The organism is Epibacterium ulvae, from assembly GCF_018678075.1.
GTDB classification, from domain to species: Bacteria; Pseudomonadota; Alphaproteobacteria; order Rhodobacterales; family Rhodobacteraceae; genus Epibacterium; species Epibacterium ulvae_A.
Map to the genome: position 1 here is coordinate 19309 of NZ_JAHHIR010000039.1, position 16193 is coordinate 35501.

At 55.1% G+C, this 16193-nt stretch carries 15 protein-coding genes; 11 read left to right on the forward strand and 4 right to left on the reverse strand.

All coding sequences use genetic code 11. From position 1 onward, the window contains the following. Positions 1-49: 49 nt before the first annotated feature. Complete coding sequence (locus KMP13_RS11495; RefSeq protein WP_215266001.1) at positions 50-1216, forward strand: ParB/RepB/Spo0J family partition protein; 1167 nt, start codon at positions 50-52, stop codon at positions 1214-1216. A gap of 278 nt (positions 1217-1494) precedes the next feature. Next, a complete protein-coding gene (locus tag KMP13_RS11500; RefSeq protein WP_215266002.1) occupies positions 1495-2508 on the forward strand; it encodes a glycosyltransferase in 1014 nt (337 codons plus the stop codon). A gap of 9 nt (positions 2509-2517) precedes the next feature. Here KMP13_RS11500 and KMP13_RS11505 read toward each other — a convergent pair whose 3' ends face one another. Next, positions 2518-3342 (reverse strand): ABC transporter permease, encoded by an 825-nt coding sequence (locus tag KMP13_RS11505; protein ID WP_215266003.1) that lies wholly within the window; start codon positions 3340-3342, stop codon positions 2518-2520. Positions 3343-3470: 128 nt separating this feature from the next. On the opposite strand from KMP13_RS11505, the gene KMP13_RS11510 reads away from it, so the two are divergent. Together KMP13_RS11510 and KMP13_RS11515 are read left to right on the forward strand one after the other, a co-directional pair. Next, on the forward strand, positions 3471-4826 hold the full coding sequence (locus KMP13_RS11510) for a sugar transporter (RefSeq protein WP_251363814.1): 1356 nt from the start codon (positions 3471-3473) through the stop codon (positions 4824-4826). Between the two features lie 11 nt (positions 4827-4837). Beyond that, entirely contained in the window at positions 4838-5491 is a 654-nt protein-coding gene (locus KMP13_RS11515; protein ID WP_215266004.1) for an ABC transporter ATP-binding protein, read from the forward strand. Positions 5492-5535: 44 nt separating this feature from the next. Here the strand turns inward: KMP13_RS11515 and KMP13_RS11520 are convergent, their stop codons facing one another. The 3 genes from KMP13_RS11520 to KMP13_RS11530 form a co-directional block, all read right to left on the reverse strand. After that, positions 5536-7332 (reverse strand): glycosyltransferase, encoded by a 1797-nt coding sequence (locus KMP13_RS11520; RefSeq protein WP_215266005.1) that lies wholly within the window; start codon positions 7330-7332, stop codon positions 5536-5538. Continuing rightward, a complete protein-coding gene (locus KMP13_RS11525) occupies positions 7329-8468 on the reverse strand; it encodes a hypothetical protein (protein WP_215266006.1) in 1140 nt (379 codons plus the stop codon). The genes KMP13_RS11520 and KMP13_RS11525 overlap by 4 nt, the downstream gene beginning before the upstream one ends. Positions 8469-8626: 158 nt before the next feature. Beyond that, positions 8627-9742: a hypothetical protein gene (locus tag KMP13_RS11530; RefSeq protein ID WP_215266007.1), complete on the reverse strand. Its 1116-nt coding sequence runs from the start codon at positions 9740-9742 to the stop codon at positions 8627-8629. 163 nt (positions 9743-9905) lie between these two features. On the opposite strand from KMP13_RS11530, the gene KMP13_RS11535 reads away from it, so the two are divergent. The 7 genes from KMP13_RS11535 to KMP13_RS11565 all read left to right on the forward strand — a co-directional run bounded on the left by KMP13_RS11535 (position 9906) and on the right by KMP13_RS11565 (position 16021). Beyond that, positions 9906-10775: a hypothetical protein gene (locus KMP13_RS11535; RefSeq protein WP_215266008.1), complete on the forward strand. Its 870-nt coding sequence runs from the start codon at positions 9906-9908 to the stop codon at positions 10773-10775. Positions 10776-10867: 92 nt separating this feature from the next. Further along, on the forward strand, positions 10868-12040 hold the full coding sequence (glf, locus tag KMP13_RS11540) for a UDP-galactopyranose mutase (protein WP_215266009.1): 1173 nt from the start codon (positions 10868-10870) through the stop codon (positions 12038-12040). An 87-nt stretch (positions 12041-12127) separates the two neighbouring features. Beyond that, positions 12128-12520, forward strand: a complete 393-nt coding sequence (locus KMP13_RS11545) for an HAD hydrolase family protein (protein ID WP_251363815.1) — start codon at positions 12128-12130, stop codon at positions 12518-12520. After that, positions 12517-13512 carry a hypothetical protein gene (locus tag KMP13_RS11550; RefSeq protein ID WP_215266010.1) on the forward strand — a complete coding sequence of 332 codons (996 nt, stop codon included), beginning with the start codon at positions 12517-12519 and terminating at the stop codon, positions 13510-13512. The genes KMP13_RS11545 and KMP13_RS11550 overlap by 4 nt, the downstream gene beginning before the upstream one ends. Further along, on the forward strand, positions 13487-14104 hold the full coding sequence (locus KMP13_RS11555) for a hypothetical protein (RefSeq protein WP_215266011.1): 618 nt from the start codon (positions 13487-13489) through the stop codon (positions 14102-14104). The genes KMP13_RS11550 and KMP13_RS11555 overlap by 26 nt, the downstream gene beginning before the upstream one ends. Positions 14105-14111: 7 nt before the next feature. Continuing rightward, entirely contained in the window at positions 14112-14843 is a 732-nt protein-coding gene (locus KMP13_RS11560) for a hypothetical protein (protein ID WP_215266012.1), read from the forward strand. Between the two features lie 125 nt (positions 14844-14968). Further along, positions 14969-16021 (forward strand): hypothetical protein, encoded by a 1053-nt coding sequence (locus KMP13_RS11565; RefSeq protein WP_215266013.1) that lies wholly within the window; start codon positions 14969-14971, stop codon positions 16019-16021. Positions 16022-16193 lie beyond the last annotated feature (172 nt).

Sequence of the window (16193 nt, forward strand, 5' to 3'; positions counted from 1 at the left end):
CAAAGAATAATATGCCAGGGTGCACCGCCCCTGGACGAGGAGAGAGAGCATGGCAAAACGCAAACGGCTGACGCCGGCCCAACCCACCTATCTGGCACCGACGCCGGATGCCAAACCCAGCCCCTCGCTGGCAGGCCCCTCGATTGGTGCCGCGCCCATTGCCCAGGTCGCCAGCGAAGCCTCCACCCATGCCGCCCTGCAGGAACTGTCGGGCGTGCTGGAAAACGCCCGCGCCAAAGGGTTGATGATCGCCGAGTTGGCGGTGGATGCCATCGACGCCTCGCATCTGGTGCGCGACCGGTTGGAACAAAACCCCGAAGAGATGGCCGCGCTTATGGCCTCCCTCAAGGCGCGCGGCCAGCAAACCCCGATCGAAGTGGTTGCGGTGGATCCCCGCGCGGATGGCACCACCCATGGTCTGATCTCTGGCTGGCGGCGCCTGACCGCCTTGCGCAGACTCTATCAAGAGACATCAGAGCCGCGCTTTGCCCAGGTTCTGGCCCGCGTCATTGAACCCGGCAGCGCCGAAGACGCCTATGTGGCGATGGTCGAAGAGAATGAGATCCGGGTCAATCTCTCCCATTATGAACGCGCCCGCATCGCCGTGCGCGCCCTGCATGAAGGGGTGTTTGCCAATCAGAAACTGGCGCTTCAGGGTCTGTTTGCCAATGCTACCCGTGCCCGACGCTCCAAGATCGGCAGCTTTGTCACCCTGGTCGAGGCGCTGGATGATATGCTGTTCTACCCCACCGCCATCACCGAACGTCTGGGCCTGTCCCTGGTGCGCGAGATGGAGCTGGATGCAGGCTTTGCCGAGACCCTGCGCCAGGAGCTGGCCCTGACCGACCGCCCCACGGCGGAGGTTGAGGTTGAGGTCCTGATGCGCACCCTCGCCGCCGCTCAGGCCCCCGCGCCCGTGCCACCTGCCCCATCAGATGATGCCTCAAATCAGAGCCTAAATAAGCAAGCAGAGCCTGTCTCGAGCCCATCTGCCACCGCAGATTCCAGCGCGCCGGTGGCCAAACCACAACCCCGCCCCCGCGCCCGCAGCTTGTCGTCAACCATGGCACCGGGCGAACGGCTGATCCTTAATGCCGGTCCCGGCCTGCGTCTGGGCTTTTCCCCGGATGAGAAAAAGATCGAGCTGATGGGCGATGGGGTCACCGATCAATTGATGGAAGATCTGCAGGATTGGTTGCGCCGGCGACAGGGGTAATTGGGGCCTCTTTCATGGATCATTGCGCAAGAGAGACGGGGTGCCTGGCGGCGCCCCTTTTTATCTCTAACACATGGGGGTCTCCGCGTCGCTGCGAAACACTTCACAACGCATGCGTAAAGTTGAATGTTTCGCATGCGAAACATTTGGGGGCATGTCCTCCCCTGGCCTCTCACAAATCGGCAAAGCAATTGACATTGGGCGGCGGCTCAGGTGTTTCTCCCTGCGAAACTCAGACGATAAAAACACGCGTGCCAATACGGCCAAGGAGCAGTTCGATGACCCAATCCAATCCCGCCCCCCGGCGTCTTGTGGCTGTGGTGGTGACCTATAATCGCTTGGACAAGCTGAAGGTGACATTGGCGCGGCTGTTGGACAGTCCGGAACAGGAACTGGCGGCGGTGGTTGTGGCCAACAATGCCTCGACGGATGGCACCACACAATGGCTGGCGACGTTGGATGAGCCGCGTTTGGATATTCTAAACAGCGCCCAAAACACCGGTGGTGCCGGTGGGTTTGAAATGGGTATGCGCCGCGCGATGGAACATCATAGCCCTGATTGGCTGGTGGTGATGGATGATGATGGCCGCCCGGAACCCGGTGGTCTGGCGACGTTTCACGCCCTGCCTGCCCATCAGGAAGACGGTGGCAAGTGGGATGCGGTGGCGGCGGCGGTCTATTTTCCATCCGGTGAGATCTGCGAGATGAACCGCCCGTCCCGGAACCCGTTCTGGCACGCGCCCGAGTTCTTTCGCACCCTGTTCGGCGGCGGCCGGTCCGGGTTCCATATTCAACCGTCGGATTACGAGGGCGACGGGCTGCAGGTCGATGTGACCTCATTTGTGGGGTTTTTCATCTCAGCCCAATCGGTGCGCAAGATCGGCTATCCGGACCCTACCCTGTTTATCTATGGCGATGATGGGATTTATACGCTGGGGCTGACAAAATCCGGCGGGCGGATTGGCTTTGAGCCCGGCGTGCGGTTCGAACATGATCTGACTAGTTTTCAGGGCAACGTAGGTATTGAGAAAACCGCCGTGCAACGCGGACGACTGACGCCCTTGTGGAAGGTTTATTACTACCACCGCAACTTGCTGCTGCTCTACCGGATGGCAGCGGGTATTTGGTTCTGGCCCGCGCTTTTGGCGGTAGTGCCCAAATGGATCTTGAAAAGCCGTCACTATGGAACGGACCGCGCCATCTTTATGCGTTTGCTACGCTGCGCCCTACGCGATGGCCTGTTGCGCCACCCCGGTCTGTCCCATGCCGAGGTTCTGGAGCGCAGCGAGTAAAGGTGTTGCTTAACCGTTGATAATATCGCGGTGATAGCGGCCCATAAGTGTCAGCCCGAGGGTCAAAAGCATGAGCGCAACCGACAACACATAGACCTCGCTCACATAAGCTGCGGTGTAGGTCGGATAAAACCCGGTGCGCATCAGGCCGACGATATGGACCAGTGGATTGTACCAGAGCAGTTCCTGCGCAACGGGCGACATCTCATCATAGAGAAAGAAAATTCCCGATGCGATGAACAATGGACGGTTGAGGACACCCCAAATCAAGGCCCAGATCGGAAACAGTCCCATCAAGACACAATTGACAGATCCCACACCCAATCCAAGGATCATCGCCAGCCCCATTGCCTGCAAGACCGGAGGCAGGTTCAATGTGGCGCGGCTGTCAATCAGGATAAGTATCGCACCCAATAGCAAGATGGTGTTCAAAACCCCGGTCAGACTGTTCAGAGTAAATCGCGCGAGCAAGGCATCCACCCAGGTCACGGCAGGAAATTTCAACAGCGGACGGGAAAACCTGATCGCAGCACTACAGGATTGGCTAACGGTTCCATAAAGATCAAAGGGCATATAGCCAGTGGCATAAAACAACAGGAAGCTGGTGCCGAGAGCCGGAGAGCGCAAAAACAGCGAAAATCCGAGGCTCAGGAATAGAATTGCGGCCAGGGGTTCGACGACATTCCACAGGTATCCCCCCGGTGTCCGGCTGTAGCGCGTTGACATCTCGCGCAACATCAGCGCCGCAATTGTGCGCAAAGAGGCAAATCGACGTGGGCTGCTGCGGACGGTCGCAAGGGGGCCTGGCTGTGGGATGTGGGATGTTTTGGTCATAAAAGCCTTTGGTTATAAACCCGTTGTGGACGATCACCTTACGCGCGATACTATGGGCAATAGAAACGGTATTTACAAACAACTCTGAGGCAGGCGCCGAAACCGTGGCGTTAAAAGGACAGACAGCAATGACACAGGATCACGCGGCCGTAGACTTCAAGACGGTTCCGCAGGGAACCGCTGAGGGCGGCCAGACGGCGCAACCCGGCGTGGCGCATGCTGAAACTGAAGGCACAGAGGCTCCGTTGACCGTGACTGAGCAGCTGGCTGATGCAGAAAAGCGCGCTGCGGCAGCAGAACGGCGTGTGGGGCGGCTCAAGAGCAAACTGGCGGAGGCCAAACGCCCGCCGATGGCGGAGTCGGCCAAAATGAAACGCCGCCACTGGGGACTGATGGCCAGTTTCCTGGTTCTGGTTCTCGCCCCTTTGGCCGCAGTGACGTTCTATCTGACAACGATTGCCGAGGACCGCTATGCCTCTACGGCAGGCTTTGCAGTGCGTAGCCAGGAAAATTCCGGTGCAAATGAGCTGTTGGGCGGGCTGGCGCAATTGACGGGCGGCTCAACCGCATCTGACAGTGATATCCTGTATGAATATATCCAAAGCCAGGAGTTGGTCGAACAGGTCAATGCGGCGCTGGATCTGACGGAACATTTTGGTCAACATTGGCCCACGGACTGGGCTTTTGCCTTGTGGCCCGAGCCGACGCTGGAAGACCTGACCTGGTATTGGCACCGGATTGTTGGCATCTCTTATGACAGCGGTTCTGGGCTGATGGAGGTTCATGTGACCGCCTATGACGCGGAGTTGGCCCAGTTGATCAATCGCACTATTGTGGAACTGAGCCAGACCCGTATCAATGCGCTGAATGAACAGGCCCGCGAGGATTCCATGCGCTATGCGCGTGCCGATCTGGATGAGGCTCTGGAACGCTTGAAAGTAGCGCGTGAGGCACTGATCAAATTCCGTACCCGCACCCGAATTGTCGATCCTGAAACGGATATCCAGGGGCGTATGGGGGTGATGAACAATCTGCAGCAGCAGTTGGCCGAGGCCTTGATCGAGCTGGATCTGCTGCGCGGATCTTTGAACAATAATGATCCACGGATCACCACTGGGCAGAAACGCATTGATGTCATTCGCGAACGGATCAATCTTGAACGCAACTCATTTGCCTCGGCTGAGACCACGGAAAATGGCGGCATCGGCGAAGATTACCCATCGTTGATTTCCGAATACGAACGCCTGAGTGTGGACCGGGAATATGCCGAACAAACCTACCGCGCAGCCCTGACAGCGCTTGAGGTGGCGCGCGATGACGCCACCCGTCAAAGCCGATATCTGGCGACATATATCAAACCCACCCAGGCCGAGGCCTCGGAATATCCACGCCGGCTCACCTTGATTGGCCTCGCGGGGCTGTTCTTGTTGTTGGGCTGGTCGATCCTGACACTGATCTACTATTCGATCCGCGATCGCAGATAATCGAGGCAGGCATGATAAAGATCGAGAACCTGACCAAAAGCTTTCGGGTGACAGGGCACCGCAAGGTTGTGATCGACAATCTGTCGCTGACTTTGCCAACCGGAAAATCCCTAGCGCTTTTGGGGCGCAATGGGGCGGGGAAATCGACGTTATTGCAGATCATTGCAGGCACGTTGCACGCCGACAGTGGCCGGGTGTTAAGTGATGGTACGATCTCTTGGCCGGTGGGCTTGTCCTCATCCTTTCACCGGGATTTGACCGGGGTGGAAAACGTGCGCTTTGTGGCACGGATCTACGGCGTGGACACTGATCAACTGGTGGCTTTTGTGGAAGATTTCGCCGACCTTGGCCCATCATTCCATGCGCCCTTACGCAGTTATTCCAGCGGGATGCGGTCGCGGCTCACTTTTGGAACGTCTATGGGGATCAAATTTGATACCTATCTGGTCGATGAGGTGACAGCCGTGGGCGATCGGTCATTTAAAAATAAGAGCCGCGCGCTTTTTAAGGAACGGATGGGAAACGCGAGCGCGATTATGGTTAACCACTCCATGGGGCAGATCCGTCAGTTCTGTAATGCCGGCGTGGTGCTGGAAGCCGGGAAGGCCGAGTATTTTGAGGATCTCGAAGAGGCGATTGCCTTGCACGAAGAGCTCCTGTCCTAGGTGAAATCCGCTAATTAGGCTCTGTTTCACCGCCAAACAGAGCTTTATTCCGAGGTTACATCAGGCGCGAGTGTCTTTTGCCAATAGGGTTTTGAGGCCATCTCCTGATACCCCTTGCGGTGGGCGGCCTTGATGGCATCAAAGTCCCGCTTCAGCTCCCAGGTCAGCTTGACCGCGTCGCATGCAATGCGGAAAAAACGCCGTTTGTCATGGCGACGGGTATAGGCCTTATCGCGATCTGTATTGAGGAATGTAATCTGCGCGGCACCCAAGGCGTGATAGACCAGACCACGATCTTTGATGTGCAGCGTCATCCGACTGCCCAAACGACTCCAAAACGGGATTAAATGGCCATTTAGGGTCAAAAGCCCAAGTTTGGTGCGCCAAGGGCGGGACATACGGGTGATATTACGGGGCTGATTTTCCTGCGGTTGGGTCTCGATCGGGTGCCAGTTTTCATCGCTGGCCAGCTCTTTGATCGCGGCGCGGCGGGCGCTCATGTCGATATTGTCATCAAAAAACTGCGGACTCGACATCACGTCACGCCAGGCCATTAGCTGGGCCTCGGCGGTGGAATAGTGCATGCGCAACAGCGACCGCAGGATAAAACGCAACGGTACTTTGGCGGTGCTCAGCGGGCTGCGTGCCAGGCTGTCAAACACCAGGTGGTGATGGATATGATTGCGCAGATCCAGGTAAAGCGTTTGAGCGCTTTCTTTTTCGGTAAAGTCATCCTGGAAGGAAACTACCCCATTTAGGGTCTGAATATTGAAGTCATTGGCCAGCGAAAACGAGATGTCATCACCACGCACAAAGAAGGGGAACGGGTAATGCTTTACCTCGGCAATCGGGAAGGCAAAGAACCACCAACCACCATACAGGGTGTCTGGTTTTTGATCATTGACCCCATGTTGCATCTGCATCAACCGTGAGGTGCTGCGTAGGTTTGTGCCGCCCCACAAGGGGCGACATGCGCCATTAAACCAGGCCCCGCTTTCCCAGATTGCCCATTTGTTGGTGGTGTTGATCATTGCTCCGGCCAGCGCGGTTTTGGGGTCGCGGGCCAAAGCCAGAAACATATAGGTGCGCGCGATGTTTTCCATGTGAAACGACGCATCATCATCCATAAACAGACAATGGCTGGCGCCGGCAGTTTCGGCTTCAAGCAGGCCTCGGGCAAATCCGCCGGCCCCACCCAGATTGCGGTTGGGGTAAGGGGTCACATGATCGGATTTTACTATCTCGGCGCTTTGACCATTGTCCACCACCTGAACCCGGATACGGTCGCCGTGAGAAAAACCAGCTAAAAAGGTTTCCAGACGGTCCACCGTGGCGCGCACTTCGTCTTCGCGCTTAAAAGTGGTAATCGAGACGGTCAGGTCGGGCAGGGTGTCGGGCAGGCTGCGGGTGGCGAAACGGGCGGTCTCTAGGCGCACCTGATCGCCGATCGCAGTCAAGGCCAGTGCAAGCACACCGCCGACCTTGCCATTGGCATAAGCGCTTATATCCACCAAATGAGGCTGCCCAGGTTCAAGTGTCACAACCGAGCGGTGGATGACCTCGGCAGAGCGGCCGACGGGCGAGTGGGTGATCTGCAGCTCGACCTCTCCCGTGCCGATCAATTCCAGAAACAGACCGTCCAAGGTGCAGGCCTGCCAACTGTCTAGGTTGAACAGGTTGAAATAAGTGTCAAATGACAGCCGGGACGCCCGCGGGATCACATAGATACCGCTGTCATAGGAAAACCCCACAACACCGCGTTCGCGATGATACAGTGTTTGTTCGGTGCAGATGCCGGGCTCGGGAGCGAGAAAATTTTGCAGGGTAATCATAGAGCTCATGGTTGCGTCTCAGGCGCGTTTTGGGTGGATTTTTCGCCTATTAGGGCCTGAACAAAGGTCGTCAGCTCTGGGTTGGGAAGGTCAACCTGGCTGAGGGTCTGCAGCAGTTTCGCATGGGCATCGTGTAGCGGAATCAGACAGGGGCGGCGCATCCATTCCAGGTCTGGAAAGAAACCGTCTTGGCCAATGAGCGTGCCAAGATAGGCGTCGATTGGCGCAAAGGCCTCATACAGTTTGTGGCGCAGCTCAACACCAAAAAGTTCAACATCAGAATTGGTCCAGGGTGTCAGGTTGGTGTCGCCTCTCAACAAGAATTGCAACAGGGCCTGTGCTTGGTTACGGGGCAGGTCTTGATTGGCGCGGCGCTGCACTTCAAAGGCGGCACGCGACAGGCCGCGGTTGCTTGGGCCTTTGCGCGATAGTCCCATGGGAAAGGTGCAGCCGACTTGGGCGGTGAAATCCTGTACCGACCCACCAGCGGCCAGGATGGCGTCGTAGCTGCGCAAATGCAGCGAACTGTCTGGAAAGGCTGCGACCCAGGGGGCAATCATCTTGTGATAGTCAAAGTGAATGCTTTTGGTGTCCTTGAGCGCAGTTCCCTGATCCAGAGCCGCCGGTTTATGGCCAAACCGTAGCCGCTGGCCGAACCAGGAGGCAAGATATTCATCGGGGCGGCGCAGCGCGCAGTAAATCTCAAACTCGGCCTCGGGAAAGGGCGCACGCAGAGCGGCAATCAAGTCATCGTGGCCGTTGCCAAAATTGGACAGAACCTCGGAACAGATGATCACCGTATGGGGTTCAAAGACGTTGATTTGGTGTTGAATGGCGGCCAGCATATCGCTGGTTTGCGGCAAATGCCCATGCCAGGCAGGGGTTTTGGCTTTGGCGGGGGTTTTAGCTCTGTCGGCCAACATGCGAAAAGCCAAGGCATTGTGGGGCTCACGCAGGTTCATACAGGCCAGTTTCGGCTCTTTATGGATACCGGTGGCCTGCGCCAGCAGATGGCTTAGCCCCTCGCTTTCTACAGCAGGGTACAGAATGCCTTTTTTCAACAAGGACAGCGTATTGCGTGCAAAATAGGCCTGAAGAGCCGTGGAACCAACTTTGTGGTGACCGATATAGAGGATAATCTTCATAGATAGCTGCCTGTCAATGTGGCTCGTACTCCTGGGGACGTGCCCTAGCATGATTGGTACGGATTGTCAGAGCTTTGTGGAGGTGATGTCAGGAGAGTACGCGCCTGTGATGCAAAGACCATCATCCGGCTGGTCCGGGTCGGTGTGCGGTTGCTGCTTCAAGGAGTGGATACGTAACGGGCGCGGGCATTATCCACCTCATCGAGGCGTTTTTGGTGGAAAAAATGCGACCAGTCGACCGCTTCATTGTTCAACATGTCAGAGAAAATACTGGCCATCAGGGTCAGAGACTGGATTTCCGAGGCCGACAGATAGGTTGCAGGTTCAACGGATTGCGCGCGCAATCGCGCACCGCGCACGGCCCTTCTCAGCTCTAGTTCCAACAAGGGCGCCCCACTAAAGAAATCTCGGTCCATGGCGCAGGCATCCTCTAGGTAGGTGCGCTGTAGCGTTTTGGCCAAGGATCTGTGCAGCTGCAATTTCTGCCGGTTTGGATTGGCAGGCATCTTCGCCACGTGGCGGGAAAAATCCCATCCAATCCTGTGGCGTAGCTTTCGGTCTTTGTGCTGTAGGTTACGCTGCAAAACCTTCAGCCGCATCAAATCTACAAGGTCTAGAGATACATTGGCCGTATCATCACCGTGCAAGACATAAGGCTCATCTGGGAAAGCATGATGGATGAAATCAGTTACAACAGAGCCCTGCTGCAATTGGCTGTGGATCATGGGACGCAACACAAACGCATCACCAAATTCCTGGCGCCAGGCCGAAAACCGGGCGTGATAATTGGAGTTCTTGTTTTTCAAACGCAATGCTACAAACTCTGACAGATTTTTTGTCAGAGTTTGTGGCAGGCCCACTTTGGTGCGTTCACTGAACGAAGATACCAGCCGCGGCCCATGTGGACGGACGTAGGCAATGACGCGGATTTCATTGGCGGTGTTCGCAAAGAAATGATCCACCACCTTTTTGAAAAGCGGGGCAGGGATGCCTTCAAACTCTTCTGCCGAGACCAGCACATAATCGGCAGAAGAGTTGCGGATCTTCTGGGCCAACGCGGTCAACTGGGGGGCGTGTTTCTGGCGCTCTGCCTCTGTTTCGGCAGTCGCCCAAGCATGAAAGGGAGGTTTTAGCGCGTTCGACGTAAGCTTGGCCGGATAAAAGACCGTTTTTTGATCTAGCGCCACGCGCCCTTCGGCAAAGGCGAGTTGGATCGAGGTGGATCCAGTTTTGTGATCGCCAATGTGGAAAATAAGCGTTTTTGTGGCCATCATCGATTGCGAATCTTTCGTTGAAGTTCTCCAAATAGGGATTAGATGATTTCAAGCAAGCAAACAATAAGCCGGTGCATGCCGATAAGATGTATGCCGACGGTGGACTTGTGAGCTTTTTGAAGGCATGCCACATGAGGCTAGATAAATTTGAGATCTGAGTTACATGTTGCAACGCTATTTAAAGGCCGCCGTAAGTCGGATGCGGCCGCGCCCAAAGGCCCAGCGGGTGAAACACGCGCCAATTACATTTTCCTATATTGCGCCAAACCTCCAGGATGCCAGCCCTGACCGTCCGGCACGGGTCTATGCGTTTGGGTCGTCTTCTACCGAGGTGCTGGATTATGTGTTTGGGGCCACGTCACGCTACCGCAGCTATTGGGCCAGCGGCTGGTCTGCGCGAGGGCTGCGTAAGGACGACAATCGCAACTATGTGCTGCGGTGTTTAGAAGGGGCGGCGGCGCAGGATATTATTTTCCTGCATTTCGGCGTAGTGGACGCCCTGTTTAATGCACCGTTCCGAATGGAAAAAGGTAACTTTATGGACCCGGAAGGGTTTTGCCAGGAAGCTGCCGACGGCATCACTACTTTGGTGGCGGATCTCAAGGCGGCAGGGTTTGAAAATGTCTATACGCTGTGTGTTGGGGCGCCGTGTCGGGTGCCTGTTAACTATTTTCACCGCCGGTTTAAATTCCATGGAATTCCGGTGCGCTATCAAGCGCAGCTGTTGAACAGGATCATGGAGCTGACCGGGCAGCGTTGTGATATGCGGGATTTATCATCGGTGTTGGCAGACGAATATGCGCTGATGAAGCGGGAATTCTTGCGTGCGAAGCCTAATCACCATGCGGATTACAGCAAAATTCAAGATCTGGTCTGGCAAGGGATTGCCGACATTCCCGGGCTTCCACCACGGCGTGAGACCTGGCGTACATCGCTTTATCGCAGTGGTACCCGAGGCGGGGTTGCAGCACGGATTAAGGCCAAGAACTATGGCGCGGTTGATCTGAGCCAATTTGAGCCGGAAAACTTGTAACCTACGCCTAGCATGGGCGGCTCTGCGCCTGTATTGAAGCAGCCAGACATGATCCAAGTACAACCGCGACAGACGGTGAAAGAGGAAGTAGGATGACATCCAAAAAGCTGTTGATGGTAGGCGCAGGCCTTTCGGGCGCTGTGATCGGGCGGCATCTGGCAGAAGCCGGACATGAAATCACTGTGGTTGATGCGCGTGCCCATATCGGCGGCAACTGCCACACCGAACGCGACGAGAAGAGCGGCGTTAACGTTCATGTCTACGGGCCGCATATTTTCCACACCGATGACACTGAGGTCTGGGATTATGTGAACCAGTTTGAGACGTTCATGCCCTATAAAAACCGGGTCAAGACCACCTCACTGGATCCCAAGGGCGACCGAGGCGTGTTCTCGCTGCCGATCAACCTGCACACCATCAACCAGTTCTTTGGCAAGACCCTGCGCCCGGATGAGGCGCGCGCCTTTATCACCGAGGAGCAGGCCGATACCTCGATCAGTGATCCCCAGACCTTTGAAGAGCAGGCGATGCGCTTTGTGGGCGAGGATCTTTATGAGGCGTTTTTCAAGGGCTACACCATCAAACAATGGGGCATGCACCCGTCAGAGCTGCCCGCGTCGATCCTGAAACGCCTGCCGGTGCGGTTCAACTACGACGACAATTACTTCTTCCACAAATACCAGGGCATGCCGGAAAACGGCTATACGGCGATGATCGAGAAAATCCTCGACCATCCGGGGATCACGGTCAAGTTAGAGACTGTTTTTGATCGGAAAATGGGCGAGATCTTTGATCATGTGTTCTATTCTGGGCCGCTGGATGGCTACTTCAACTATGAGCTGGGGCGTCTGGGCTATCGGACGCTGGATTTCGAACGGTTTGAATTTGACGGCGACTATCAGGGCTGTGCGGTGATGAACTACGGTGAAGAGGCGGTGCCATATACCCGCATCACTGAGCACAAACATTTCTCCCCCTGGGAAAACCACGAGGGTTCGGTTTGCTACCGTGAATTCTCACGTGCCGCTGAACCCGATGACATCCCCTATTACCCGATCCGTCAGGTGAAGGAAAAAGCCCAGCTGGCCGATTACGTGGCATTGGCGGAACAGGCCGAGGGCGTGACCTTTGTGGGCCGTCTTGGCACCTATCGTTACTTGGATATGGACGTCACCATCCGCGAGGCGCTGGACACGGCGCGTAGTTTTGAAGCGGCGTTGGAGACCGGCGCAGCAATGTCTGCGTTTTTTGTGGCACCGGTGTGATATCGAATTCCTATTGGGGTATTGGTGCCGATAGACAATACGAAGCGAATGAATTTTTGATACGCTTCCATTTGTGAAATAGGAGATATGCAAGAGATGCGACCAAAGATTGTCATTGATTTGGACGGCACACTAACGATCGACGACAAGGACGTCGCATACCCTGACAAGCGGCCCAATTTGGAAGTGATTGAGAAACTGCGTGCATACGCCCAGGACGGGTATGGGATTGTCATTCATACCGCCCGAAACATGCGCACCTACAAAGGTAACCTCGGCGAAATCAACGTCCACACCTTGCCTGTAATCCTCGAGTGGCTGGCCAAACATGCGGTGCCGTATGATGAAGTAGTGGTTGGCAAAGTATGGTGTGGTCACGGTGGATTTTATGTTGATGACCGGGCCATACGACCTGATGAGTTTGCACGATTATCAGCGGGTGAAATTGAAAAACTCTTGGGATCCTGGGCACCTCAATGATTACTCTTATTACGTCCGGAGATTATGTCAACGCAGAGATGAAGGCCGAGTTCGGCCAGCTACCACCAGCAATGCTGCCGCTTGGAACATGGCGACTTATTGATCATCAGGTTCAGGCCCTCAAAGAACAGGGACAGGATCGGCAGATTTTTCTATCTCTGCCAGAAAGCTATGCGCTTGGAGAGGCTACTCTTAGTGATTTAGAGGCCAATGGTGTGAAGCTGATCTCTGTTCCAGATGGTCTCTCTCTGGGGCAGTCGGTCTTGCATTGTATCGAACAGGGTCAGTTTTCGGGACCCTGTTCGATCTTGCATGGCGATACGCTCTTGGATGTGCCGAGCTCTGAGCTGACCAATACACATCTCATTGGAGATCGAGTTGGGGGCTATGCTTGGGGCCATGCGGTGCTGGACAATGAGCGCTTCACCGGTGCAACCCCGCTGTCTCAAGGTGAAGAAAACGACGGCCCGGTTCTGGTTGGGTATTTTTCGTTTTCCTGTGCTCAGGAATTTGCCAAAGCTCTACTTCAGGTCGAGTGTAATTTCTTAGAGGCACTGGGACGCCATGCCAGCGAGGTGCATGTGCAAGCGCGTTGGTGTCCTGACTGGTCAGATTTTGGCCACTTGCAGACATACTACAGATCTCGGGCTGCGTTTGCATCAAGCCGTGCTTTTAACAACTTACAGATCTCAGATAGCATTGTGCAAAAATGGAGCAGTGACAGCGATAAGATCAATGCAGAGTCTGATTGGTATTCCAACCTGCCCGCCCGATTGCACCCTTATACGGCGCGCCTCATTGATGCAGGCGCAACCGAAACCGGCTGGCAATACTCCACGGAGTATGAACATCTACCAACATTGCAGGAGCTCTTTATTTTTGGGCGACTGGATCATGTGACATGGGATGAAATCCTGGGAGCCTGTGTGCAATGTTTGGAAGCCTTTGCCGACACGGATGTTGCGGATGCGCCGCAAGATGCTGCTCTCTGAGCGGAAAACCTTTCGCAGGATCGCGCAGTTTGAGGCTGAGAGCGGGCTGAACTTTGCACAAGACATGCGTTTGAACGGTCAGATTTTGCCTGCTCCCCGGCGCATCGCCGAAGAAATGATTGAGATCATTCGGAATGTTCCCAAACGGCCTGCTTCAGTCCTGCACGGTGATTTCTGCTTTTCCAACATCCTCTACAACAGTCGCACACGCCGCGTGCGGGTTATCGACCCGCGTGGTCATATTGATAGCTTTGGTACCACGATTGGAGGGGACTGCAGATATGATATGGCGAAACTGTCGCATTCTGTTGTGGGTTGGTATGATCTGATTATTGCGGGGCGTTTTGAGTGTCGCGTGTCACATGGGCAAACGCTTGGCTTTGATTTCGCCTTTGAGAATGCGCAGAGATATACGTGGATGGTTGAGCGACTTGAAAGGCTGTCGGTGACCGGTATTGCTTTTGACGCCCCTGAAATCAGGGCGCTGACTATTTTGTTGTTCCTGTCTATGTTGCCGCTGCACGGGGACCAACCCACGCGGCAAATGGCATTTTTGGCGAATGCACTTCGCCTGTATCAGCAGTTCTCATGAGGTTTTGATGATCGTTATACCCATGGCCGGCCTGTCCAGCCGGTTTACGAAAGCGGGCTATACAGAGCCTAAATATATGTTGCCGCTCTGGGGGGGGACAGTCTTTGATCACTCCGTGTCCAGTTTCAAAGCGGACTTTGAGGAGGAGACATTCCTCTTCATTGCGACGCAGCGTCCTGGGATTGAAGCTTTTGTGGAAAGCCGGCTGAAGGTACTGGGGGTACGCAATTGGTCCCTGGAGCTGTTGGAAGAGACGACCCGTGGGCAGGCAGAGACCGTTATGGTGGGCGTGGAACGCAGCGCGTGTCCGCCTGAGAGCGCGATTACGATCTTTAACATTGATACATTCGGCCATGCTCGGTTTCAGCCGAAGCAATCCAAATGGGCGCGCTCTTCCGGGGTGTTACAGGTCTTCCGCGGCAGTGGCGATAACTGGTCGTTTGTCGCGCCTTCGGCCGAAGAAGACGGGCGTGCGATCCAGACTGCGGAAAAACAGCCGATTTCGGATCTGTGTTGCACCGGCCTCTATCACTTTGCCAAGTTTAGCGACTATCGCAGAGCCTTCTGTCTGGAGCTGAAGGCACCGCAGGCTCCGGAACTTTATGTGGCACCAATGTACAACCACCTGATCGCAGATGGGCAGGCCATACACTATGATCTGATTGCGGAAGACGATGTGGTTTTTTGCGGTGTGCCCGCAGAATATGAAGCACATCTCAACAGAAAACCGGAAGAATAGGTTGTCTGCGTGGTACATGCCCCATACCAAGAGACCTGGATAAGACAATAAGCGACAGCGCGCCTTAAACTCTGGTGCGCCCACGCAATTCTCGATGAGCAGGTCACATAAAAAAGGTGAGCGAGATGAAGATGCACGATGTTCCTGAGGTGGTTGTTACCGGCGCGGTGCGCGACGAGGCTGAATTCAAGAACACATTTGAATTCCTCTTGGAACAACGCAGCCAGGGGAGGCTTGGCCGCATTGTCTTTTCGTCTTGGAAAACATTGGCTGAAACGGATGGACCCGTTTTAGAATGGTGCAAGGCGAAAGGGATCGAGGTCGTTCTGTCCCTGGAACCCCCTAAGACAATGATGGGAAACTGCTGGAAACAGCATCGCGCCCTGTTGGCGGGGTTGAAAATGCTGGACCCCAATAAACCGGTTTTGAAGACACGGACCGACAAAGCCCAGGATCAGACACGGCTTGTCCTCCAAGAGTATCACAGCCTTGGACTGAGCGCGTGTACGTCGCCGGTGTTGGACTTTCGCGTTCTGTGCACCAAAGTGTCCACTTCCATGATGTTCAACATCGCAGATATGGTTTTTATTGGCCTTGGGCACGATCTCCTTAAGTTGATCAACTTCGAAGGATATTATGACGTTGTGGCCGTGCCCAGCACGATCAATGCGGAAATTCGGATGTTCTCGTGGCCCTTTGTGCAGCACTATGGGTTTGTTGAAGAATACTATCGCAACATGAATGTCCGGCGTGTGTCCACAAAGCTCATCTCCGCCGAGGGGCGGGGGTATATTCCGGCCTATTTGTTGGGGCTCCACGCGCGCTATTTCCAGCTGCTGCGCACGTGTTTTCAATTGCCAAGTGGGCCGGTGCATCGGCAGACGGTTCCGTTTTCGACCGTTTGGGCCAACCCGCCGGAAGGGCTTGGGTACCCATCTAAGTTGATTGATGGCTTCCATATGGCGATTACCAATGATGCCATTCTCGACAAGATTGCCACGCTGGATTTCGCAGAAGATGCGCAATTGCTTCAGGTCCGCGATGCTTTGGAGAAAATCACCAATGCACCCTGCGATGGCGAGGTCCTGGCGTTATTTTCGTGGGATGAACTGGTGGATTTTGATCGGCGGGAAACCTCTGCTGGCCCGATGTTGCGCCGGGATCCGATATTTTTCTGATAATGTTCTGATTATGGTCAGCGTTCGATTTCGATCGCCCAGATTGCCGAGGAACGCCTTCTGTGCCTCCGTGAACTTCGATGCCTTCATGTGATTCCGCTCCCCTCCCAGCCTGGAAAAATTAGCGGAAAACTCCAGCTCCGAGCGATCCAGTTTTCAGGGAGCAGAGCAT

What these genes read in the sequence shown, in the direction of transcription:
- KMP13_RS11495 (WP_215266001.1), top strand. Translation starts at nt 50, where the DNA reads ATGGCAAAACGCAAACGGCTGACGCCGGCCCAACCCACCTATCTGGCA.
- KMP13_RS11500 (WP_215266002.1), top strand. Translation starts at nt 1,495, where the DNA reads ATGACCCAATCCAATCCCGCCCCCCGGCGTCTTGTGGCTGTGGTGGTG.
- KMP13_RS11505 (WP_215266003.1), bottom strand. Translation starts at nt 3,342, where the DNA reads ATGACCAAAACATCCCACATCCCACAGCCAGGCCCCCTTGCGACCGTC.
- KMP13_RS11510 (WP_251363814.1), top strand. Translation starts at nt 3,471, where the DNA reads ATGACACAGGATCACGCGGCCGTAGACTTCAAGACGGTTCCGCAGGGA.
- KMP13_RS11515 (WP_215266004.1), top strand. Translation starts at nt 4,838, where the DNA reads ATGATAAAGATCGAGAACCTGACCAAAAGCTTTCGGGTGACAGGGCAC.
- KMP13_RS11520 (WP_215266005.1), bottom strand. Translation starts at nt 7,332, where the DNA reads ATGAGCTCTATGATTACCCTGCAAAATTTTCTCGCTCCCGAGCCCGGC.
- KMP13_RS11525 (WP_215266006.1), bottom strand. Translation starts at nt 8,468, where the DNA reads ATGAAGATTATCCTCTATATCGGTCACCACAAAGTTGGTTCCACGGCT.
- KMP13_RS11530 (WP_215266007.1), bottom strand. Translation starts at nt 9,742, where the DNA reads ATGATGGCCACAAAAACGCTTATTTTCCACATTGGCGATCACAAAACT.
- KMP13_RS11535 (WP_215266008.1), top strand. Translation starts at nt 9,906, where the DNA reads ATGTTGCAACGCTATTTAAAGGCCGCCGTAAGTCGGATGCGGCCGCGC.
- glf (WP_215266009.1), top strand. Translation starts at nt 10,868, where the DNA reads ATGACATCCAAAAAGCTGTTGATGGTAGGCGCAGGCCTTTCGGGCGCT.
- KMP13_RS11545 (WP_251363815.1), top strand. Translation starts at nt 12,128, where the DNA reads ATGCAAGAGATGCGACCAAAGATTGTCATTGATTTGGACGGCACACTA.
- KMP13_RS11550 (WP_215266010.1), top strand. Translation starts at nt 12,517, where the DNA reads ATGATTACTCTTATTACGTCCGGAGATTATGTCAACGCAGAGATGAAG.
- KMP13_RS11555 (WP_215266011.1), top strand. Translation starts at nt 13,487, where the DNA reads ATGCGCCGCAAGATGCTGCTCTCTGAGCGGAAAACCTTTCGCAGGATC.
- KMP13_RS11560 (WP_215266012.1), top strand. Translation starts at nt 14,112, where the DNA reads ATGATCGTTATACCCATGGCCGGCCTGTCCAGCCGGTTTACGAAAGCG.
- KMP13_RS11565 (WP_215266013.1), top strand. Translation starts at nt 14,969, where the DNA reads ATGAAGATGCACGATGTTCCTGAGGTGGTTGTTACCGGCGCGGTGCGC.